The 21,059-nt window shown below is 69.3% G+C and carries 18 protein-coding genes; 10 read left to right on the top strand and 8 right to left on the bottom strand.

The window, feature by feature from the left end:
* Positions 1–82 precede the first annotated feature (82 nt).
* The 4 genes from QLQ83_RS13355 to QLQ83_RS13340 all read right to left on the bottom strand — a co-directional run bounded on the left by QLQ83_RS13355 (position 83) and on the right by QLQ83_RS13340 (position 3,533).
* Positions 83–1,240 (bottom strand): acetate/propionate family kinase, encoded by a 1,158-nt coding sequence (locus tag QLQ83_RS13355; RefSeq protein ID WP_282736010.1) that lies wholly within the window; start codon positions 1,238–1,240, stop codon positions 83–85.
* Positions 1,237–2,208 carry a bifunctional enoyl-CoA hydratase/phosphate acetyltransferase gene (locus QLQ83_RS13350; protein WP_282736009.1) on the bottom strand — a complete coding sequence of 324 codons (972 nt, stop codon included), beginning with the start codon at positions 2,206–2,208 and terminating at the stop codon, positions 1,237–1,239. The genes QLQ83_RS13355 and QLQ83_RS13350 overlap by 4 nt, the downstream gene beginning before the upstream one ends.
* Positions 2,209–2,314: 106 nt before the next feature.
* Positions 2,315–2,584: a GrxA family glutaredoxin gene (locus QLQ83_RS13345; RefSeq protein ID WP_282736008.1), complete on the bottom strand. Its 270-nt coding sequence runs from the start codon at positions 2,582–2,584 to the stop codon at positions 2,315–2,317.
* Positions 2,585–2,714: 130 nt separating this feature from the next.
* The gene (locus QLQ83_RS13340) at positions 2,715–3,533 is read right to left on the bottom strand and encodes an inositol monophosphatase family protein (RefSeq protein WP_282736007.1); all 819 of its coding nucleotides are present in this window, start codon (positions 3,531–3,533) and stop codon (positions 2,715–2,717) included.
* Between the two features lie 123 nt (positions 3,534–3,656).
* On the opposite strand from QLQ83_RS13340, the gene hybE reads away from it, so the two are divergent.
* Positions 3,657–4,088 carry a [NiFe]-hydrogenase assembly chaperone HybE gene (gene hybE, locus QLQ83_RS13335; RefSeq protein ID WP_282736006.1) on the top strand — a complete coding sequence of 144 codons (432 nt, stop codon included), beginning with the start codon at positions 3,657–3,659 and terminating at the stop codon, positions 4,086–4,088.
* 124 nt (positions 4,089–4,212) lie between these two features.
* Positions 4,213–4,983, top strand: coding sequence for a 3-hydroxybutyrate dehydrogenase (locus tag QLQ83_RS13330; protein ID WP_282736005.1), 771 nt, complete (start codon positions 4,213–4,215; stop codon positions 4,981–4,983).
* Positions 4,984–5,114: 131 nt separating this feature from the next.
* On the opposite strand, the gene QLQ83_RS13325 is transcribed toward QLQ83_RS13330, so the two are convergent.
* Both QLQ83_RS13325 and QLQ83_RS13320 read right to left on the bottom strand, forming a co-directional pair.
* Entirely contained in the window at positions 5,115–5,654 is a 540-nt protein-coding gene (locus QLQ83_RS13325; protein ID WP_282736004.1) for a response regulator transcription factor, read from the bottom strand.
* Between the two features lie 43 nt (positions 5,655–5,697).
* Entirely contained in the window at positions 5,698–6,969 is a 1,272-nt protein-coding gene (locus QLQ83_RS13320; RefSeq protein ID WP_282736003.1) for an ATP-binding protein, read from the bottom strand.
* 166 nt (positions 6,970–7,135) lie between these two features.
* Between QLQ83_RS13320 and QLQ83_RS13315 the strand changes: the two genes are divergently transcribed.
* The 3 genes from QLQ83_RS13315 to QLQ83_RS13305 are packed head-to-tail and all read left to right on the top strand — an operon-like array spanning position 7,136 to position 12,874.
* The gene (locus QLQ83_RS13315) at positions 7,136–8,374 is read left to right on the top strand and encodes an efflux RND transporter periplasmic adaptor subunit (protein ID WP_282736002.1); all 1,239 of its coding nucleotides are present in this window, start codon (positions 7,136–7,138) and stop codon (positions 8,372–8,374) included.
* Positions 8,371–11,520: an efflux RND transporter permease subunit gene (locus QLQ83_RS13310; protein WP_282736001.1), complete on the top strand. Its 3,150-nt coding sequence runs from the start codon at positions 8,371–8,373 to the stop codon at positions 11,518–11,520. The genes QLQ83_RS13315 and QLQ83_RS13310 overlap by 4 nt, the downstream gene beginning before the upstream one ends.
* 31 nt (positions 11,521–11,551) lie before the next feature.
* A complete protein-coding gene (locus QLQ83_RS13305; protein ID WP_282736000.1) occupies positions 11,552–12,874 on the top strand; it encodes an erythromycin esterase family protein in 1,323 nt (440 codons plus the stop codon).
* A gap of 15 nt (positions 12,875–12,889) precedes the next feature.
* Here QLQ83_RS13305 and ftsH read toward each other — a convergent pair whose 3' ends face one another.
* Positions 12,890–14,728 (bottom strand): ATP-dependent zinc metalloprotease FtsH, encoded by a 1,839-nt coding sequence (ftsH, locus tag QLQ83_RS13300; protein ID WP_282735999.1) that lies wholly within the window; start codon positions 14,726–14,728, stop codon positions 12,890–12,892.
* 179 nt (positions 14,729–14,907) lie between these two features.
* Between ftsH and dkgB the strand changes: the two genes are divergently transcribed.
* The 5 genes from dkgB to QLQ83_RS13275 all read left to right on the top strand — a co-directional run bounded on the left by dkgB (position 14,908) and on the right by QLQ83_RS13275 (position 19,898).
* A complete protein-coding gene (gene dkgB, locus QLQ83_RS13295; RefSeq protein ID WP_282735998.1) occupies positions 14,908–15,717 on the top strand; it encodes a 2,5-didehydrogluconate reductase DkgB in 810 nt (269 codons plus the stop codon).
* Between the two features lie 36 nt (positions 15,718–15,753).
* Entirely contained in the window at positions 15,754–16,419 is a 666-nt protein-coding gene (locus QLQ83_RS13290) for an SDR family oxidoreductase (protein WP_282735997.1), read from the top strand.
* A gap of 163 nt (positions 16,420–16,582) precedes the next feature.
* Positions 16,583–17,257: a DUF6647 family protein gene (locus QLQ83_RS19495; RefSeq protein ID WP_326521412.1), complete on the top strand. Its 675-nt coding sequence runs from the start codon at positions 16,583–16,585 to the stop codon at positions 17,255–17,257.
* Positions 17,258–17,373: 116 nt separating this feature from the next.
* A complete protein-coding gene (locus tag QLQ83_RS13280) occupies positions 17,374–18,963 on the top strand; it encodes a peptide chain release factor 3 (protein WP_282735995.1) in 1,590 nt (529 codons plus the stop codon).
* A 176-nt stretch (positions 18,964–19,139) separates the two neighbouring features.
* On the top strand, positions 19,140–19,898 hold the full coding sequence (locus QLQ83_RS13275) for a TatD family hydrolase (RefSeq protein ID WP_282735994.1): 759 nt from the start codon (positions 19,140–19,142) through the stop codon (positions 19,896–19,898).
* Here the strand turns inward: QLQ83_RS13275 and ygfZ are convergent, their stop codons facing one another.
* A complete protein-coding gene (ygfZ, locus tag QLQ83_RS13270; RefSeq protein WP_282735993.1) occupies positions 19,899–20,936 on the bottom strand; it encodes a CAF17-like 4Fe-4S cluster assembly/insertion protein YgfZ in 1,038 nt (345 codons plus the stop codon).
* Positions 20,937–21,059 lie beyond the last annotated feature (123 nt).

Raw genomic sequence — 21,059 nt, 5'->3', positions numbered from 1 at the left:
CCCTGTGCGCCTGCACGCCGCCAGTATAGGCAGCGGGTCCGGAGCGGCATTCAACGCGGGGAAGACGTTCGTCGTGACGGAATCACCTCGTATCGAGGCAGGCGAGGGTGCCGCGGGCCATCTCGCCCTCCTCGTCGGTGGGGACCACGGCCACGGCCGGGCCCTTCTTGCCATCGATACGCAGGGCGTGGCGGGCATTGGCCGGCGCGTCGAGGTGGATGCCCAGCCAGCCCAGGGCATTCAGGGTGCGGGCGCGGATCTCGGCGGCGTGCTCGCCGATGCCACCGGTGAAGACCAGCGCATCGAGCCCACCGAGCAGTGCCACCGAGGCACCGATTTCCTCCAGCAGCCGGTCGACGAATAGCGCCACTGCCTCCTCGGCATGGGGCGAGGGGCTTGCCAGCAGGTCGCGCATGTCGGCGGAGATCCCCGAGACGCCGAGCAGACCGCTTTCGCGGTAGAGCAGCCGCTCCACCTCGGCGACGCTCATGCCCCGCTGCTGCTGCAGGTAGAGCACCACGCCGGGATCGAGGCGGCCGCAGCGGCTGCCCATCATCATGCCGTCGAGCGCCGTGAAACCCATCGACGTCGCCACGCTGCGGCCGTTCTCCAGTGCGCAGAGGCTGCATCCCTGGCCCAGGTGGGCCACCACCACCCGGCCCCGTGCGGCCGCTTCGCCGACCACGGCCGGCAGCTGGCGGGTCACGTGGGCATAGGAGAGGCCGTGGAAGCCGTAGCGTAGTACCCCCTCGTCGGCGAGATGCCGCGGCAGGGCGAAGAGCTGCCGGACTCGCGGCTGGGTGCGGTGGAAGGCGGTGTCGAAGCAGGCCACCTGGGGCAGGCTCGGATGCCGCGCCATCAGGTCGCGAATGATCGCCAGCGACTGGGGCTGGTGCAGGGGCGCCAGGGGCTCCAGGCTTTCCAGGTAGGCCAGGCGGTCGGCATCCAGGCGTACCGGCTCGGCCAGTCGGGTGCCGCCGTGGACCACCCGGTGGCCGACGCCGGCGAGCCCCTCGAGGTCGAGATCGCTGCCCAGCCAGTCGAGCAGCGCCTCGGCCACGCCGGCGTGGCCGCTGTCCGCCGGGGCGAAGCCGTCGGTATCGAGGTCGCCGCTGACCAGCCGCAGTGCCGGAGCGTCGCCGATGCGCTCCACCTCGCCGCGCAGCCGGCAGTCCGCCGCCTCGTAGAGCCCGAACTTGAGGGTCGCCGAGCCGGCATTGAGGACCAGGACTCGGCTCATTGCGCGGCCCCCTCGGCCTGACGCCGCACCAGCAGCTGGGCGAGGGCGGCGGAGGCCAGTCGCGTGTCCACGTCGTCGGCGCGGCTGGTGAGCATGATCGGCACCTGCGCACCGACCACCAGCCCCGCGGCCTGGGCGCCGGCCAGATGGATCAGCAGCTTGGCGATCATGTTGGCGGCCTCGAGGTCCGGGGCGATCAGGATGTCGGCCTGGCCGGCCACGGGGGAGTCGAGCCCCTTCTGGCGAGCGGCGCTCAGGGAGACGGCATTGTCGATGGCCAGCGGGCCGTCGAGCTCGCCGCCCTCGATCTGGCCGCGTTCGGCCATCTTGCAAAGTGCCGCGGCCTCGATGGTGGAGGGCAGGGTGGCGCGCACCGTTTCCACTGCCGAGAGCACGGCCACCCGCGGGCGGTCGATGCCGATGGCCCGGGCCAGGTCGATGGCGTTCTGGATGATGTCGGCCTTGGTGGCCAGGTCCGGCGAGATGTGCAGGGCGGCGTCGGAGATCAGCAGCGGGCGCGGATAGCTGGGGACGTCCAGGGCATAGACATGGCTCATCTGGCGTTCGGTGCGCAACCCTGCCTGCCGAGCGACCGCTGCGCTCATCAGCTCATCGGTATGCAGGGCGCCCTTCATCAGCGCCTCCGCTTCCCCGTCGGCGGCGAGGCGCACGGCCCGTTCTGCCGAGGCATGGCTGTGCGGCGTGTCGATCAGCCTCAGCGCGTCGAGGGTCTCGCCCAGCTCCTCGGCGGTGGCCTCGATGCGCGCCCGAGGACCGACCAGCAGGGGCTCGATCAGCCCCTCGCGCCAGGCGGCCAGGGCACCGGCCAGCGACGGCGTGTCGCAGGGGTGGACCACCGCGGTGCGCAGCGGTGACAGGTCGCGGGTGGCCTCGATCAGCCGGCGGTGCTGGGCGCCGGTCTGGTGCCAGTGGCGGTCGGGGTCGGGGACGGTGAGGGGGCGGTCCATGGGCGGCTCCGGGCAGGGGGACTGCTCCAAGGGTAGCACCGCGGGAAACGGCGACGCCGCGACCCGGGCGAGTGGCGGCGTCAGAGGTGGCCGAGGGGCTGGCGGCTCAGCCGGAGACGGTCAGCAGGGCCTGGTCACGCACGTAGCGGTCGAACTCGGTGAAGCCGCCGACATGGGTCTGGTCGACGAAGATCTGCGGCACGGTGTGCACCGGCTTGCCAATGGTCTTCTCCATGTCGGCCTTGGTGATGCCCTCGGCATGGATGTCGACATAGCGATGACCCTCGATGGCCCCGGTACTCTCGAGCCGGGCGGCGAGGGCCTTGGCACGGTCGCAGAAGGGGCAGGCGGGGCGACCGAAGATGACGATGAACATGCAGCGACTCCTTGCACGGCAGGGTGCGTGAAGAGGGACGGAAAAAAGTGCCGGCCATTGTGACCGAGCAGACGAGATTTCGCCAATAGTCGCCCCCTTGTGGGGTGATGGCGCGCCGCTATCGCGGCGTTCAGCGCTCGACCTCCCCGGTATCGGCCCGGCGCAGCAGGTCGCCGAGTGGGGCATGGAGATCCGGGCTGGTCACCAGCAAGTTCTCCCCGTAGAGGTCCTCGGGAATCCCGGCCGGGCCGGGATAGAGGTGTCCGGTGCGGGCGCCCGCCTCCCGGGCGATCAGCCAGCCGGCGGCGCAATCCCAGGGGGAGACGCTCTCGTAGTAGGCATCCAGTCGGCCGCAGGCCACGTCGCACAGATCCAGGGCCGCCGAGCCGTTGCGGCGCACGTCCTGGCAGTGAGATAGCACGGCGGTGAGGCGACGCATCAGTGGCGGCCGGCTGTCGCGGCGGTAGGGGAAGCCGGTGCCCACCAGGGCGTGGGCCATCTCGCTGGTGCGACTGGCGTGGATCGCCTCGCCGTTGCACCAGGCCCCCTCGCCGTCGAGCGCGGTGAAGGTCTCGCCGAGGAAGGGGGCATGCACCACGCCCAGGCGGGTGCGGCCCCCGCTGGCCCAGCCGATGGACACCGCCACATGGCGCAGCCCATGGGCGAAGTTGACCGTGCCATCGATGGGGTCCACCACCCATAGCGCCCGGGGGCTGGCCAGTACCTCGCGATCCGGGGCCAGTTCCTCGCTGAGGCGCGCCTCCCCGGCGAAGTGCTGCTCGAGGCGCTCGCCGATGCGCGTATCCACCTCGACATCGGTATCGGTGACCAGCTCGTGGCCATGCTTGTAGCGATGGCCGAAGATCTGGCGTTCACGGGCCTCGACGATCATCCGGCCGGCCTCGTGGGCGATGTCGACGGCGATCTCCAGTCGCTGGGCGGGGGTCATGGTGGTTCCTTGGCAGGGGAAGGGCCTGTCATGCTAGCAGCTCGCCACGCCCCTGCCGAATGCCTGGTGCGAAGGCCAGCGAGCGGCGGCTATACTGGCGCCCCCGCCGCCCTGGAGGACACCATGCAGGCACTGACTGCCGACCAGTATGCCCGGCTTCGCCAGCTGGCCGAGGCCTGGCGCCGCCACCACCTGAAGGCCGCCAAGCGCGATCCCCGCTTCAACCCGCGGCTGGGCGTGGATGCCCTCTGCTTCCAGCCCCATTCGCTTAAGGATGGCCGCCGCGGGCTGCTCGGTGCCCTGGTCACGCCCGTTTCGCTGTCGCTGGCCCTGGTCCTCGACGAACCGGCCGCCCCGCCGAAGACGGAGCGCCTGGTGCTGGCCCTGCCCTCCGGGCGCTACCCCTTCGTGCTCGAATCCCTGGGCGAAGCGGACTGGTGGTGGCGCTGCAAGCTGCTCGAGGACCTCTCCGACGTCGGCTCCCTGCAGGAGGGCAGTCGTCTCGCCCAGCAGCTGATGGAGCGGGTCATGACCCCGGCCGCGCCGAACCCGTGAGCGGATGACGCGCTGCGCCATCCGCCTTATGCTGGTGGCGGAGTTCGACAATGCCACCCCGGTCCCGAGAGAGGGGCCTGCCCGGCGCCATCCCGGCCCGGATGACTGGACAGAGGAGTCATGCATGACCGCCAACGCTTCCATCCCCCGCGTCGCCCTGGTCACCGGCACCAGCAGCGGCATCGGCGAGGCCGTGGTTCGTCATTTCTGCGAGCAGGGCCATCAGGTGCTGGCCGTGGACTTCAACCCGGCCGGCAAGGAGGTTGCCGAACAGGCGGGCGCCGCCTTCTTCCAGGCCGACCTCACCGACGGCGAGGCCTGCAAGGCGGCGGTGGGCGAGGCGGTCAAGCGCTTCGGACGTGTCGACATCCTGGTCAACAATGCCGGCATCCAGCACGTCTCGCCCATCGAGGAATTCCCGGAGGACAAGTGGCGCCAGATCATCGACCTGATGCTCACCGCGCCCTTCCTGCTCACCCAGGCCGCCTGGCCCTCCATGCGCGAGAACGGCTGGGGCCGCATCGTCAACATCGCCTCGGTCCATGCCCAGGTGGCCTCGCCGGGCAAGTCGGCCTACATCAGCGCCAAGCACGGCATGATCGGCCTGACCAAGACGGCGGCGCTAGAGGGCGGCAGCCAGGGCATCACCGCCAATGCCATCTGTCCCGCCTACGTCAAGACGCCGCTGGTCGATAACCAGATCGCCGACCAGGCGAGGATGCACGGCATGGAGGAGCAGGAGGTGATCGAGAAGATCATGCTCAAGAACGCGGCCGTGAAGCGCCTCATCGAGCCCGCCGAGGTGGCCGAGCTGGTCGGCTACCTGGCCTCCGACCTCGCCGGTGCCGTCACCGGGGCCAGCTGGAACATCGACCTGGGCTGGACGGCCCAATAAGCGCCTTAGGCCAGGTACAAGTGGCAAGGAGAAAGTGACAAGGAACCCCCCTTGGGTTGCCTATAGCTAATTGGCAACGTCCTTGCTCCTTGCTCCTTGCTCCTTGCTCCTTGCTCCTTGCTCCTTGCTTTTCATCTCCTCACCGGCCGCTTCTGCAGCTTGCGCTGCAAGGTGCGGCGGTGCATCCCCAGGGCGCGGGCGGTGGCGGAGATGTTGCCGTCGTGCTCCTGCAGCACCTTCTGTATGTGCTCCCAGGTGATGCGGTTGATCGACGGCGGATTGTCGGCCACCTCGGTCTCCGGGTCGCCCTCCGCCCGGGACAGGGCCAGCAGCACCTCGTCGGCATCCGCCGGCTTGCAGAGGTAGTTCACCGCGCCCAGCTTGATCGCCTCCACCGCGGTGGCGATGCTCGAGTAGCCGGTCAGCACCACCACCCGGCAGTCCGCCACGATCTCCAGCAGTTCCGGCAGCAGCTTCAGTCCCGACTCGTGTTCCAGCTTGAGGTCCAGGGTGGCCAGCTGGGGCTGGTGGCGGCGCGCCAGGGAGAGGGCCTGGGCGGCGTCATGGGCCACCAGGACCTCGAAGCCCCGGCGGCTCAGGGCGCGGTCGAGCACGTGGCAGAACATCTCGTCGTCATCGATGATCAGCAGGCGTTCGGGGGTCTCTTGCATGTTGTCCTCGCAGGGGGTCACGGGGTCCGGCAACCATCGGGTGTCAGGTCTCGGGCTGGCTGCGCGGCAGGGTCACCTCGGTCAGGGTGCCGCCCTCCGGGTGATTGTACAGGCTCACGCCGCCCCCGAAGCGGTTGATGGTGGCGTGGGTCAGGAAGAGGCCGATCCCCAGCCCCTTGCTCTTGGTGGAGACGAAGGTCTCGCCCAGCTGGTCGGCGATCGACATCGCCACGCCGGGACCGTGGTCGCGGATGTCGATGATCACCTCGTCGGTGTTCCAGTCGAGCCGGATGGTGACGTCGTCCGGGTTGGCATCGGCGGCGTTGTTGAGCAGGTTGGTCAGCGCCTGGTCGAGGGTGGCATCCACCGCCAGCCAGGGATGGCCGCGCCGCTCGGCGACCTCCAGGTGGTGGCTGACATCGGGGCGCAGCACCAGCCAGCGCTGGACCACCCCGGCCAGCCAGACCTGGGCGTCGTGGATCTCGGGTTCGGCCATGCGTCGGCGGTCGGCACTCTCCACCAGGTGACGCAGCCGCGACTTGCAGGTATCGACCTGCTGGCGCAGCAGCTCGATGTCCCGCATCAGGGCCGGGTGGTCCCTGGCGTCCTCGCGCATCTCGCTGAGCAGCACCGCCATGGTGGAGAGCGGCGTGCCCAGTTCGTGGGCCGTTCCCGCTGCCTGGGTGGCCACGGCCAGCACCTGCTCGTTGCGCAGGGCGGCCTCGCGGGTGCGCGAGAGCGCCTGGTCGCGACTACGCAGGGCGCGGGCCATCTTGTAGATGAAGAAGGTGACGAGTCCTGCCGAGAGCCCGAAGTTGAGCCACATGCCCAGCACGTGAAGGCTGAGGGTCGCCCCGCCGTGGCCCTGGGCGAATTGCGGTACCGGCTGATAGGCCACCATCAGGAAGCTGTAGGCGGCCATGGAGGCGGCGGCGATCACCCAGGCATGTCGCCAGGGGAGGGTCGCCGCGGCGATGGTGACCGGTACCAGGTAGTAGTTGATGAAGGGGTTGTGTGAGCCGCCGGTAAAGTAGAACAGCAGCGTGAGGCCCGTCACGTCGATCAGCAGGTGGACCAGGTACTCGCCGTGGGTCACCGCCCGCGGGCGGCCCATGCGCCACCAGGTGGCGATGTTGATCGCCCCCATGGCGACGATCACCGCGATCACCGCAGGCACCTCCAGCGAGAAGCCCAATACCTCGATGCCGATGATGATCGCGGCCAGGAAGCCGGTCCAGGTGATGCCGCGCACGATGGTCAGCCGCACCAGGTTGCGGTTGGGTGTGGAGAGCGGCAGGGGCAGGGCGGCTGGCATGGCGACTCCATGAGGTGCGTTGGCCCGATGATACCCGATCCGGGGGACGCCGTGCCCGGGCGTGCCCCCTGAGGCACAGTGTCGCCCGTCGGCCTCGGGCGCCGACAATCCCCTGTCGATGGCGGTATATTGGGGCCTGTTGATATGACCGGTGGACCCCTGCCCGATGCTCAGACGCCTGCTTCCCCTGCTGATCCTGGCCCTCGGTGTGGCGGCCTTCCTGTGGCTGCGGGCCACCCGGCCGGAGAGCGCCAGCGTCACGCCGGAGGAGCGCAGCTGGCGGGTCGAGACCCTGGTGGCCGCGCCCGGCCGCCATGCGCCGGCCCTGCCGCTCTATGGCGAGGTGACGGCCCCCGAGATGCTCACCGTCACCGCGCCGCTGGCCGGGCGGATCGCCGAGCGACCGGTGCGCGAGGGTCAGCGGGTCGCCCGCGGCGAGCTGCTGGTGGCCCTGGACGAGGCCGACGTGCGCCCTCCGCTGGCGCAGGCCGAGGCCGAGGTGGCCGATCGCCGGGCCCAGCTTTCGAGCGAGCGGGTGCGCCATGACAGCGACCTCGCGACCCTGGAGCGCGAGCGCGAGTTGCTCGACACCGCCCGTCGCCAGCTGGAGCGCACCCGCTCCCTGGTGGGGCGTAGCCTCGCCTCGCAGTCCGATCTGGATGCGGCCCGCAACGAGCTGGCCCGGGCCGGGGTGACGGTGGCAGCCCGGGAGCGCGCCATCGCCGAGCACCCGGCTCGCCTCGACGGCCTGGAGGCCGGGCTGGCGCGCGCCTCGGCCGCCCTGGCCGCCGCCCGTCGCGATGCCGAGCGCAGCCGCGTCGAGGCGCCCTTCGACGGCATCGTCACGCGCATCCGGGTGGCGCCGGGCGATCAGGTGGCCGCCCGCGGCGAGCTGCTCAGCGTCTATCCCCGGGAGGGGCTGGAGCTGCGGGCGCGCATCCCGCGGCGTCACCAGGCCGAGCTGCTCCACGCCCTGGACGAGGGCCTGCGGCTCGAGGCCACCGGCGAGGGCAGCGCCCGCTTCGCGCTGGTCGGCCTGGCCGGGGAGAGCGACCCCGCGGGCACCGAGGCGATCTTCCGCCTCGCGGCTGGCGGGGCGGGATTGCGGCCCGGCAGCCTGCTGGCCGTGTCGCTGGCGCGGCCCGCGGTGCCCGACAGCCTGCCGGTGCCCGACAGCGCCCTGTATGGCAACGATGTCCTCTACCTGATGGACGACGAGGGCCGGATGCGGCGCTTGGCGGTGACCCGTCACGGTGAGGTGGTCCGCGACGACGGGGAGCGCTGGGCGCTGGTCAGCGGCGACTCGCTCGGCGAGGGCGACCGGGTGATCACCACCCACCTGCCCAATGCCCTCCAGGGCCTGCGGGTCGAGACCGCTGACGCCGGCGACGAGGGCCGGCCATGAGCCGACGGCGCGGGCTGATCGGCTTCTTCGTCCACCACCGGGTCGCCGCCAACCTGGTCATGCTGGTGATGCTGCTCGGCGGGGTGCTGGGCCTGTCACGCATGAACATCCAGTTCTTCCCCTCCTTCGCCCTGGATGTGGTCAGCGTGCGCACGGTATGGAGCGGCGCCTCGGCGGAAGACATCGAGCAGGGCATCACCGTGCCCCTCGAGCAGCGCCTGCGCAGCATCGACGGCCTCTCGCGGATGACCTCCACCTCGGCCCAGGGGGTTTCCAGCATCACCCTGGAGTTCACGGAGGGCAGCGACCCGATCCTGGCCCTGGATGACGTCCGCCAGCAGGTCGACGAGTTCACCAACCTGCCGGCCGACGCCGAGGAGCCGCGGGTCGCCCGGGCCGCCCGCTACGAGCCGGTGGCCCGACTGCTGGTGCATGGCGAGGTGAGCCACGAGGAGTTGCGTCACCTGGCCAATCGCTACGAGGACCAGCTGTTGCAGCGGGGCATCGATCGGGTGGAGATCAGCGGCCTGCCCGAGCAGCAGATCAGCATCGAGGTGCCCGCGGAGCGGCTCCAGGGGCTGCAGCTGAGTCTCGCGGAGATAGCCGAGCGGGTCGAGGGCATGTCCCGGGACCTGCCGGCCGGACTGCTCGGCCAGCAGGACAGCACACGCGAGCTGCGTGCCGTTGAGCAGCGCCGAGACGAGCGCGCCTTCGCCGACCTGCCGGTGCTCAGCGGCGAGCGGGTGCAACTTAGGCTGGGCGACATCGCCACCATTCGCCAGGAGTCCCGCGAGCAGCAGGTGACCCTGAGCCGTGGTGGCCATCCGGCGGTGGAACTGATGCTGCAGCGAAGCGAGGACGGCAATTCCCTGGCCGCCGCCGACGTGCTGGCGAGCTGGCTGGCGGAGACCCGTCCCCAGCTGCCGCCCACCGTGGCGTTCGAGGTCCACGACGAGACTTGGCAGCTGATCGCCGACCGTATCGGGTTGCTGATCAGCAACGGTCTCGGTGGCCTGGTGCTGGTCCTGCTGTTGCTCTACTTCTTCCTGCCCGCCCGGGTGGCCCTGTGGGTGGCCATCGGCATCCCCACGGCCTTCATGGCGGCCATGGCAGTGTTCTGGGGGATCGGCGGGTCGATCAACATGATGTCGCTGTTCGCGCTGATCATGGCCCTGGGGGTGATCGTCGATGACGCCATCGTGGTGGGCGAGGACGCCGACGCCCACTTCCGCATGGGCGAGCCTGCCCGGCACGCCTCCGAGGGGGCGGCCAGGCGCATGTTCTGGCCGGTGCTGGCCTCGTCGCTGACCACGGTGGCCGCCTTCATGCCGCTGCTGCTGGTGGGTGGCGTGATCGGCAACATCCTCGGCGACATCCCGGTGATCATGATCTGCGTGCTGATCGCCTCGCTGCTGGAGTGCTTCGTGGTGCTGCCGGCCCACCTTCGCAACGCCTTCGTGCCGGGCCAGACGCGTCGGCGCCACCCGCTGTTGCGGCCGCGGGAGCGCTTCGAGGCGGCCTTCGATCGCTTCCGCGAGGGACCCTTCCGGCGCTTCTCGGCGCTGACCCTGCGCCACCGCGGCGCCACCCTGGCCTCGGCCGCGGCGGTGGTGCTCTTCACCCTGGGCCTGCTGGCCGGCGGGCGTCTGGAGTTCAACTTCTTCCCCACGCCCGAGCCCAACGTGCTCTATGCCAATGCCAGCTTCGTGGCGGGGACCGACAGCGAGCGGGTCGATGAGCTGCTGGCCCGCATGCAGGCGGCGCTGGAGGAGACCGAGCAGGCCCTGGGGGGCAACCTGGTCCAGCACGCCGTGACCCGCCACGGAGCGACGCTCGCCAGCGGCATGCAGGCGCGCAGCGGCGACAACGTAGGCTCGATGATGGTGGAGCTGACCCCCTCGGACGACCGCGAGGTGCGCAATGCCGAGTTCATCCGCGCCTGGCGCTCGCGCCTCGCCGATCCGGCGGGGCTGGAGAACCTGACCATCAACGAGCGCGCCGCGGGCCCGCCGGGCAAGGACGTCAACATCCGTCTGACCGGCGAGGAGGCCGGTGCCCTCAAGGCCGCCGCCGAGTCGCTCTCCCGTTCGCTGCGCGAGCTGCCCGGCGTGCTCGATACCGAGGACGACATGCCCTGGGGGCGTGAGCAGCTGATCTACCGGGTCAACGCCCAGGGCGAGGCCCTGGGGCTGACCACCGCCGATCTCGGCCGGCAGCTCAGGGATGCCTTCGATGGCCGGCTGGTGCAGATCTACCAGGACGGCGCCGACGAGATCGAGGTGCGGGTGCTGCTGCCCCGGGCGCAGCGCGAGCGGCTCTCGACCCTGTCGCGTCTCGCCGTGCGCGTCCCCGACGGACGCTTCGTGCCGCTGGATCAGGTCATGGCCCTGGACCATCGCCAGGGCTTCGAGGCACTGCGCCATGCCGATGGCCGCCTGGCGGTGGAGGTTACCGCCGAGCTCGACACCGAGACGACCTCCGCCGAGCGCGTGCTCGATGCGGTCTCCGCCGAGGTGCTGCCGAGTCTTGCCAGCACGCACCGCCTGCGCTACAGCTTCGAGGGGCGCGCCGCCGACCAGCGCGAGACCTTCGCCGACATGCGCACCGGGCTGATGATTGGCCTGGGGCTGATGTACGTGGTGCTGGCCTGGGTCTTCGCCTCCTGGAGCCTGCCGCTGATCGTCATGACGATCATCCCGCTGGCGCTGGTCGGCGCCCTGCTGGGGCACTGGGTGCTGGGCCTCAACCTGACCATGCTCTCGCTGTTCGGGCTCTTCGGCCTCTCGGGCATCGTGGTCAACAACGCCATCATCCTGGTGGCCTTCTACCGCCACCAGCGTCACCAGGGGCTGGCCATCGAGGCGGCGCTCAACGAGGCGGTGGTGCAGCGCGTGCGCGCCGTGCTGCTCACCTCGCTGACCACCATCGGCGGGCTCACGCCGCTGCTCTTCGAGACCTCGCTGCAGGCGCAGTTCCTGATCCCCATGGCGGTCTCCATCGCCTTCGGCCTGGCCTTCTCGACCCTGCTGGTGCTGGCCGTGATCCCGGTGCTGCTCAGCTACCTGGAGCGACTGCGAGTGCGCCTGGGGCGTACCGGACAGGAACACCTGCCGTCCGGCGCCGCTCGGACTAGACTCCCGGAGTAGGGCTCGATGCGTTCTCCCGGAGGTGCCTGCCATGACGACCCCCCTTGCCTGTGTCCGTGAGCGCGCCCTGCGGCTCGACGGCCGCGCCAGCGACCATGACGCGCTGCTGGAACGGGTCGGCGAGCGACCCTTCGTGCTGCTCGGCGAGGCCTCCCACGGCACGGCCGAGTTCTATCGCCTGCGCGCGGAGATCAGCCGGCGGCTGATCGAGGAGAAGGGCTTCGAGGCGGTGCTGGTGGAGGCCGACTGGCCCGATGCCCTGCGGCTCGACCGCTACGTGCGTGGCGGGGGCGAGGATTCCCTGGACGATGCCTTCGCGGACTTCCAGCGCTTTCCCCACTGGATGTGGTGCAACCATGAGGTACGCGACTTCATCGCCTGGCTGCGCCGGCACAATGCCCGCCAGCCGCTGGCGACGAAGGCCGGCTTCCACGGCATGGACCTCTACAGCCTGCATCGCTCGGCCGAGGCGGTGATCGACTACCTGGCGCGCGTCGACCCCGAGCAGGCCGAGGTGGCCCGCCGGGGCTATGCCTGTCTCGACCATCGCGGTGACCCCTTCCACTACGGGCGCAACGTGGCCTTCGGCCTGAGCCCCTCCTGCGAGCGGGCGGCCGTGGGCCTGCAGGTCCGGCTGATGGAGCGGGCTGCCGACTACCTCGAGGCGGACGGTCGCCGGGCTATCGACGCGCAGTTCTTCGCCGAGCAGAACGCCCGGGTGGTGGTCAATGCCGAGGCCTATTACCGGGCCATGTTCGGCGCCCGTGTCGATACCTGGAACCTGCGTGACAGCCACATGACCGAGACCCTTGTTGAACTGCACGACCACCTGCGTCGACAGGGGGGAGCGGGCAAGGTGGTGGTGTGGGCCCACAACTCGCACCTGGGTGACGCCCGTGCCACCGAGATGGGCTGGCGCCAGGCGCAGCACAACGTCGGCCAGCTGGCGCGGCAGCGCTTCGGTGCCGAGCGGGTGCTGCTGGTGGGGTTCACCACGCATACCGGCCATGTCACGGCCGCCCGCGACTGGGATGGACCCGCCGAGCATCGCTGGGTACGCCCGTCGCTCGAGGGCAGCGTCGAGCGGCTCTTCCATCGCAGCGGGCTCGACCGCTTCTACCTGCCTCTCTCGCCGACGCGGGCCGAGCCGCTCGAGGAGAGTCTGCTGGAGCGGGCGATCGGGGTGATCTATCGCCCGGAGACGGAGCGGGGCAGCCACTATTTTCGCGCCTGCCTGGCCGAGCAGTTCGATGCCCTCTACCACCTGGACGAGACCACGGCCGTCGAGCCGCTGGCACCGGGATCAAGCTGGCAGCGCGAGGCCATCCCCGACACCTATCCCTTCGGGGTGTGAGGCGCGGCCGCGGCGTCATGGACCGGCGTCGGAGGCGTTCCCGGCGGGGAGGGATGGCTTCATCGGCGGGTACTCGTCGGCGGTGAGCGTCTCGCGCTCGAGCAGCAGGGCGGCGCCCTGGAGCAGGTCCTGGCGGCGCGCGCCGAGGGTCTCGCGGGCCAGGGCATAGGCCTCGTCCACCAGCTGGCGGACCGAGAGGTCGATCTCCCGGGCGGTGGCCTCGGAGTAGTCATGTCGTTGGCTGGTGCCGTAGACATCGCCCAGGAAGGCCTGGCGGTCCTTCTCGTAGACCACCTGGCCGGCCTCGTCCGCCATCCCGAAGCGGGTCGCCATGTCACGGGCGATCTCGGTGACCTTGGCCAGGTCGTCGGCGGCCCCGGTGGAGACCTCGTCGAAGACCAGCCGTTCGGCGGCGCGGCCGCCCATCAGTACGGCCATGCGGTATTTCAGGTCGCTGACGGTCTGCAGGAAACGGTCCTCGGTGGGCCGCTGGATGGTGTAGCCCAGTGCGCCGACGCCGCGGGGGATGATCGACACCTTGTGCACCGGGTCCATGCCCGGCAGGGAGGCGGCCACCAGGGCGTGGCCCATCTCGTGGTGGGCCACCACGGACCGCTCGTGGTCGTTGAGCAGGCGGCTCTTCTTCTCCAGGCCGGCGACGATGCGCTCGATGGCGTTGGTGAAGTCCTCCATGGCCACCTCCTCGCTGTCCCGGCGGGTCGCCAGCAGGGCGGCCTCGTTGACCAGGTTGGCAAGATCGGCCCCGGTGAAGCCGGGGGTCAGCGAGGCGATATGGTCCAGGTCCACGTCGGCCGCCAGCGAGTGGATCTTACCGATATGCACCTCGAGGATCTGCCGACGGCCCTTGCGCTCGGGGCGGTCGACCAGTACCTGGCGGTCGAAGCGGCCGGCACGCAGCAGGGCGGGGTCGAGGATCTCCGGCCGGTTGGTGGCGGCCAGCAGCACGATGCCCGTGGAAGGGTCGAAACCGTCGAGCTCGGAGAGCAGCTGGTTGAGGGTCTGCTCCTTCTCGTCCTGGCCACCCAGGATGCCCGGGCCCCTGGCGCGGCCCAGGGCATCCAGCTCGTCGATGAAGATGATGCACGGCTTGGCCTTGCCGGCCTGCTCGAAGAGGTCGCGGACCCGCGCGGCGCCGACCCCGACGAACATCTCGACGAACTCCGAGCCGGAGATGGAGAAGAAGGGGACCCCGGCTTCCCCCGCCACGGCCCGGGCCAGGAGCGTCTTGCCGGTACCCGGCGGGCCGACCAGCAGGATGCCCTTGGGAATATGGGCGCCGAGCCGGCCGTAGCGCTCGGGGTCGCGCAGGAAGGCCACTACCTCCTGGAGTTCGTTCTTGGCCTCGTCGACCCCGGCGACATCCTCGAAGGTCACCTTGGTGGCGGTCTCCACGTAGACCTTGGCCTTGGACTTGCCGATGGACATCATCCCGCCGATCCCGCCGCCACCGGTCATCCGGCGGATCAGCAGGGACCAGATCGCGAACAGCAGCACCAGCGGCAGGAACCACGACAGCAGGACGGTCAGGAAGGGGCTCTCCGGACGGCCGTTGAAGGTGACGTCGTGCTGCGCCAGCCGGTCGGCCAGATCGGGCGGGACGCGGTTGGTGGTGAAGGCGGTGCGGCCGTCGGGAAGGGGGGCGGTGAAGGTGCCGGTGAGGCGGTCGTCGCCGACCTGCACCTCGGCGATCCGTCCCTCCTCCAGCAGCCGGGTGAATTCCGAGTAGGGGATGGGTTCGGTGGTCTGCCAGTCGCGATAGACGCTCTGGAACGTCAGGAAGAGCATCACGGCGATGATCACGTAGATCACGTTGAAGCGGTGATTGGGTTCCATGCCGATGTCTCGTCCCATGGCCGTGCCGGAGGGCTTCGCTATGCCCCGATGATGGCCTTCAGTGTAGGTCACGTCCGGCAGCCGGGATGGCCGCGTGCAGGCGGGCCCTTGAAGTCGGCCGTCGAGCGCCGCACCTAGGAGGGAGTCGCATCGACACCATGGCACGAGAAGGAGATCCCATGAGCACCCCGATATTGCCCAATCCCGGCCTCGGTACCTTCCGCCTCAAGGGCGATACCCTGAAGCGGGTGATCCACGATGCCCTGGCACTGGGATTCCGCCACATCGACACCGCCCAGATGTACGACAACGAGCAGGACGTGGGCGAGGCCATCGCCGAGAGCGAGGTGTCGCGCGAGTCGCTCTTCGTCACCACCAAGGTCTGGCACGACCGCCTCGCGCCCGCGTCCCTCAAGGCCAGCGTCCAGGAGAGCCTGGAGAAACTCGGCACCGATTACGTCGACCTGCTGCTGATCCACTGGCCCTCGCCGGACGACGCCGTGCCCATGGCCGACTACCTGACGGCCCTGCGCGAGGTACAGCAGGCCGGCCAGGCGCGTCACATCGGGGTCTCCAACTTCACCATCGCCCAGGTCGACCGGGCCCTCGAGATCCTCGGTCCGGACGCGCTGTTGACCAATCAGGTCGAGGTGCATCCCTTCCTGCAGAACCGTGCGGTAGTGGAGCACTGCCAGGCGCGCGGCCTGACCGTCACCGGGTACATGCCGCTCGCCGTGGGCAAGGTGCTGGAGGACGAGACCCTGAAGGGCATCGCCGAGGCCCATGGCGTCTCGCCGGCCCAGGTGGCTCTGGCCTGGACCCGGTCGCGTGGCGTGGTGACCATCCCGTCGTCCACCCGTCGCGAGCACCTGGCGGGCAACCTGGCGGCCCTCGACCTTACCCTGGGCGAGGACGAACTCGAGGCGATCGCGGGCCTGGATCGCGGCGAGCGCATCGCCGATCCGGACTTCGCCCCGGCGTGGGACTGATCCCGGCCGGCCCCCGGACCTTCGAGAGGAGATGACATGGCTTCCACCGTACTGATCACCGGCGCCAACCGCGGCGTCGGCCTGGCGCTGGCCCGTCACTATCACCAGGCGGGCTGGCAGGTGATCGGCGTCTGTCGCCACGCTTCCGCCGAGCTCGCCGAGGTGGCGAGCCGGGTCATCGACGGCATCGACGTCACCCGGGAAGCGGACGTCGCCCGACTCGCCGAGGCACTCGCCGGCCGGCCGCTGGACCTGCTGATCAACAATGCCGGGATGCTCCACGACGAGTCGCTGGGGGCGCTCGATTTCGATGCCATCCGGGCGCAGATGGAAATCAATGCCTATGCCCCGCTGCGGGTGACCGAGGTGCTGCTGCCCTGCCTGGGCGAGGGCGCCAAGGTCGCCAACATCACCAGCCGCATGGGCTCCATCGCCGACAACGACGCCGGCGGTCGCTACGGCTACCGCGCCTCCAAGGCGGCGCTGAACGCCTTCGGCAAGTCGCTGGCGGTGGACCTGGCGCCTCGGGGCATTGCCGTGGCCCAGCTGCATCCGGGCTATGTGCAGACGCGCATGGTCAACTTCGGCGGCCTGATCACCCCGGAGGAGGCCGCCGAAGGGATTGCCGAGCGCATCACGGCACTCACCCTGGCGACCAGTGGCGGCTTCTGGCACAGCAACGGCGAGTCGCTGCCCTGGTAGGCGGCCCTGAGGATCATCGATGGAGGATATCGCGAAGCGGTCGTCCAGCGGCCACGGCTGGGCTCTTCGCCAGGCACGCCGCCAGGCGATGAGCCTGGTCGGCCGGTTCGCGATGCGTCATGGGATTTCTCCCCTGCCTGCTGCGGTCAACTAGACTGCAGTGATGTCTCAACGAGGTATCTGCAGGGCGGGCAGACACCGGCGTTTTCCTTCCGGGCCGCAGAGTGTGGGGATGTTGCGTTCGTTCACGGCGGCTGTACTGGCGACATGCTGGCCTCTCGCGGTCGTCGCAGTCATGCCGTCATGGCGAGGCCGGCACACGTGCTGGCTGCTTGTCGCCATGCTGTTGCTGGCGGCTCCTCTCGCGTCATCGGGGTCGCCTGAACTCCCGGAGGGAAGGCCAGCCCCTTCCCTTGAGCCCCTGGTCAGGAACATGAGTGCCTGGCTGGCGGCACGGACGGCTTACCGGGAACCCCCGATACCCGGGATCCTGTTCGAGAGCCAGTCCCGACTTCAGCAGCGATGCTTTCCCGACTTCCCCGAGCCGCTGGCCACCCTGATCAAGGGCGCCTACGCCCCTGCCGAGAAGATCATTTATCTCGATAACGCGTTCGACCGTGACGATCCTGTCGACAGGAGTTATCTGCTTCACGAGCTGACCCACCATTTCCAGGTCCATAACCTGGACGATACCAATGTGCGGACCCCCGGCATCCTCGAGGGGGAAGCCTACCGGCTGCAGCTGCGCTGGCTCAGAGAAGCGGGAGTCTCGGATCCCTTAGGGACACTGGGACTCGATGAAAAGACCCTGCTCATCATCGAACGTTGCCCCAGATAGCCGGGCGAATGCTGGCGCCCGGCCTCTGGGGTATGCGGGGTGCAGACCCCTGGCCTGTCGCGGTATCATGATGACCGTTCGAAATCCCATTCGAGTCCTGACCAGGCACCGCATTGATGTCAAACCCCACCCTGGCCCGTGAAGTCGGGCTGCGCAGAACCTTCGCGATCATCTCGCACCCGGACGCCGGCAAGACCACCATCACCGAGAAGATGCTGCTGTTCGGCAATGCCATCCAGATGGCCGGCTCGGTGAAGAGCAAGCGCAACGACCGCCACGCCACCTCCGACTGGATGAAGATGGAGCAGGAACGCGGCATCTCGGTGACCACCTCGGTGATGCAGTTCCCCTATGGCGGGCGCATCGTCAACCTGCTCGACACGCCCGGCCACGAGGACTTCTCCGAGGATACCTACCGCACCCTGACCGCGGTGGACTCGGCGCTGATGGTGATCGACGGCGCCAAGGGCGTCGAGGCCCGGACCATCAAGCTGATGGAGGTGTGTCGCCTGCGCACCACGCCGATCCTCACCTTCATCAACAAGATGGACCGCGACGTCCGCGACCCCGTCGAGGTGATGGACGAGGTAGAGGAAGTGCTGAACATCCAGTGTGCCCCCATGACCTGGCCGATCGGCATGGGCCGCCACTTCAAGGGCGTCTATCACCTCCACAATGACGTGATCCACCTCTACACCCAGGGACAGGGCAGCCAGATCCCCGATGACCGGCGCATCGAGGGGCTCGACAACCCCGAGGTGGACGCCGTGCTCGGCGAGGAGCAGGCCGAGGAGCTGCGCATGGAGGTGGAACTGGTGCGTGGCGCCTCCCATGAATTCGACCACGAGGCCTACCTGCGAGGCGAGCTGTCGCCGGTCTACTTCGGGACCGCCATGGGCAACTTCGGGGTGCGCGAGATGCTGGACGGCTTCGTCGAGTACGCGCCGCCTCCCCAGCCGCGCGAGACCGATACCCGCACGGTGGAAGCCGAGGACGAGCGTTTCACCGGCTTCGTCTTCAAGATCCAGGCCAACATGGATCCCAACCACCGCGACCGCATCGCCTTCCTGCGGGTCTGCTCGGGCAAGTACGACAAGAACATGAAGATGCGCCACGTGCGCATCGGCAAGGAGGTCAAGATCGCCGATGCCCTGACCTTCATGGCCTCGGACCGCTCCCAGGTGGAGGAGGCTTGGCCCGGGGACATCATCGGCCTGCACAACCACGGTACCATCCAGATCGGCGATACCTTCACCCAGGGGGAGGACATGCGCTTCACCGGCATTCCGCACTTCGCCCCGGAGCTCTTCAAGCGCGTGCGCCTCAAGGATCCGTTGAAGATGAAGGCGTTGCAGAAGGGGCTGCAGCAGCTTTCCGAGGAGGGGGCCACCCAGGTCTTCATGCCGCTGGACAACAACGACCTGATCCTCGGTGCCGTGGGTACCCTGCAGTTCGACGTCGTCGCCCATCGCCTCAAGGAGGAGTACAAGGTCGACTGTGTCTATGAAGGGGTGAACGTCAACACCGCCCGCTGGATCTACAGCGACGACGCCAAGAAGCTCGAGGAGTTCAAGCGCAAGGCCAGCGCCAACCTGGCCATCGACGGCGGCGGCTACCTGACCTATATCGCCCCCACGCGCGTGAACCTGCAGATGACCCAGGAGCGCTGGCCGGAGATCCGCTTCCAGCCCACCCGGGAGCACTGAGCGCCAGGCCGCCAATAGAATCGGGCCCAAGCGAGCGGCGCCGGGGATAGCCCGAAGCGGAGGTCCTATGCCAGGGATGGCATCGGTAGCGCCCAGGGATGGGTTCACAGCGCCTCCGCGAAGGGCTGTCGCCGGGCAAGCCGCGACTGTAAGGCTCCTCTTCGGAGACGTTTCCGATGCTGATCGATGCCCACTGCCACCTCGACTTTCCCGACTTCGACGCCGACCGCGAGGCGGTGGTCGAGCGGGCCAGGGCGGAGGGTGTGGCGCATTTCGTCGTGCCGGGGACCACCCGGGCCCGCTGGCCCAATGTGCAGGCGCTGGGTGAGCGCGGCGACGTCAGCATCTGTCTGGGGTTGCACCCCTATTTCATGGACACCCATCGCGACGAGGACCTTGAGGCCCTGGCGCAGGCGCTGGACGCGCATCCGGCGGTAGTGGCAGTGGGCGAGTGCGGCATCGATGCGCGCTTTGCCGAGACCCTGGATGCGCAGTGGCGGCTGTTCGATGCCCAGCTTCGCCTGGCCAAGGCGCGGGAGCTGCCGGTAGTGATCCACTGCGTGCACGCCAACGACCAGGTGGCCAAGCGCCTTGGCCAGTTGGACCTCCGCGGCGGCGGGTTGATCCATGCCTTCGCCGGCTCCCCGGAGCAGGCCAGGAAGTTCCTCGACCTGGGGTTCGTCGTCGGCCTGGGCGGCGCCGTTACCTTCGATCGGGCAAAGCGGCTGCACCGCGCGGTGGCCTCGCTGCCCGACGACGGCTATGTGCTGGAGACCGACAGCCCCGACATGCCGCTGGCCGGCCATCGAGGCGAGCGCAACGAGCCGGCACGGGTCGCCGAGGTCTGCCGGGCGGTAGCCAGGCGGCGAGGTCAGGATACCGACAAGGTAGCGACGGACAGTACCGCTAACGCCCGCCGCCTGTTCCGCTGCTGACTAGGTCCTTTCCGCCAGACTCTCCGGGTCCAGGCGCTCGACGGGGTAGGGCAGCTTGAGCAGCTTGAGCTTCTGCCCGGCGCAACGCAGCGGCAGGGCGGGTTCCCGGGTGCTCATTACCGCCAGCACCTCGGCCTCGCCATAGGCGTCCAGTTCGGCGCACAGCACCTCGCCGAGGCGCCGGTCGTCGGCGTCCTCGATGGCGCTGCCGGCCTCCGGCAGCAGCCCGCCGTCGAGCTGGGCACGCACCATCCGCTTCTTGACCTGGCCGCGGAAGTGCGCGCGGGCGACCACTTCCTGGCCGGTATAGCACCCCTTCTTGAAGCTGATGCCGCCCAGCGCCTCCCAGTTGATCATCTGCGGCAGGTAGGTGTCGCGCTGGTCGGCCTCGAGCCAGGCCAGTCCCGCCTGGATGTCGTGCAGCCGCCACACGGCGTTGCCGACCGGCGTGGCGTGCGCCTTCAGCCACTGCCAGGCCCCCTCGGCCCGGTCGGCCGGCAGGCAGACCAGCAGGCGTGGTCGGGGTCCCGGATGCGCCAGCACCTGGAGTTCGTCATCACCGGCCTGGTGCCAGGGCCGGGGCGGCAGGATATCGAAGCGCACCTCGGCGAGCGCGGAGGCCTCGCGGCCGATCAGCCCCAGCAGCGCCAGGTCGTCGCGCACATGCAGTTCGACCTTGTAGAAGGGGGCGAACTTCTTCAGGTGCTCGGCCAGGGAGGCGACCAGGCTGGCGTGCATCAGTAGGCGGTAGTGCGACGGGGCGACGCGCATCAGCTGGGCGTTGGCCAGCATCCGCCCCTTGGGCGTGCAGAAGCAGGTCAGCGGGGCGAGGCCGCCGTCGGCCAGCGAGACCTGGGCGCTGGTCTGGCCCTGCAGGAAGGTCTCGGCATCGGGGCCTTCGACGTCCAGCACCCCGAGGTGGGCGAGGGGCGTCATCACGGTGGCATCCAGGGCCAGCCGGGGTGCATCGGGGGTGTCAAAGGTCACCCGGTATTCGGCCTCCTGCCGACCGCCTGTGGCAGCGATCCAATCCATCATTTCCGGGCTCCTCTTGGTTCGGCGTCAGGCATGGTCATCTGCACTAGTTGCGGGCGGGAGGGCGACATTGCAAGCGCTGCCCGGCGCGCGGGTGGCATGCTAGACTCGGACCTTCCCGCTCAT

It is taken from the genome of Halomonas rhizosphaerae, from assembly GCF_030010555.1.
GTDB classification, from domain to species: Bacteria; Pseudomonadota; Gammaproteobacteria; order Pseudomonadales; family Halomonadaceae; genus Halomonas; species Halomonas rhizosphaerae.
The sequence above is the reverse complement of the archived record's forward strand: the minus strand, read 5'-3'. Positions and strand labels throughout refer to the sequence as shown.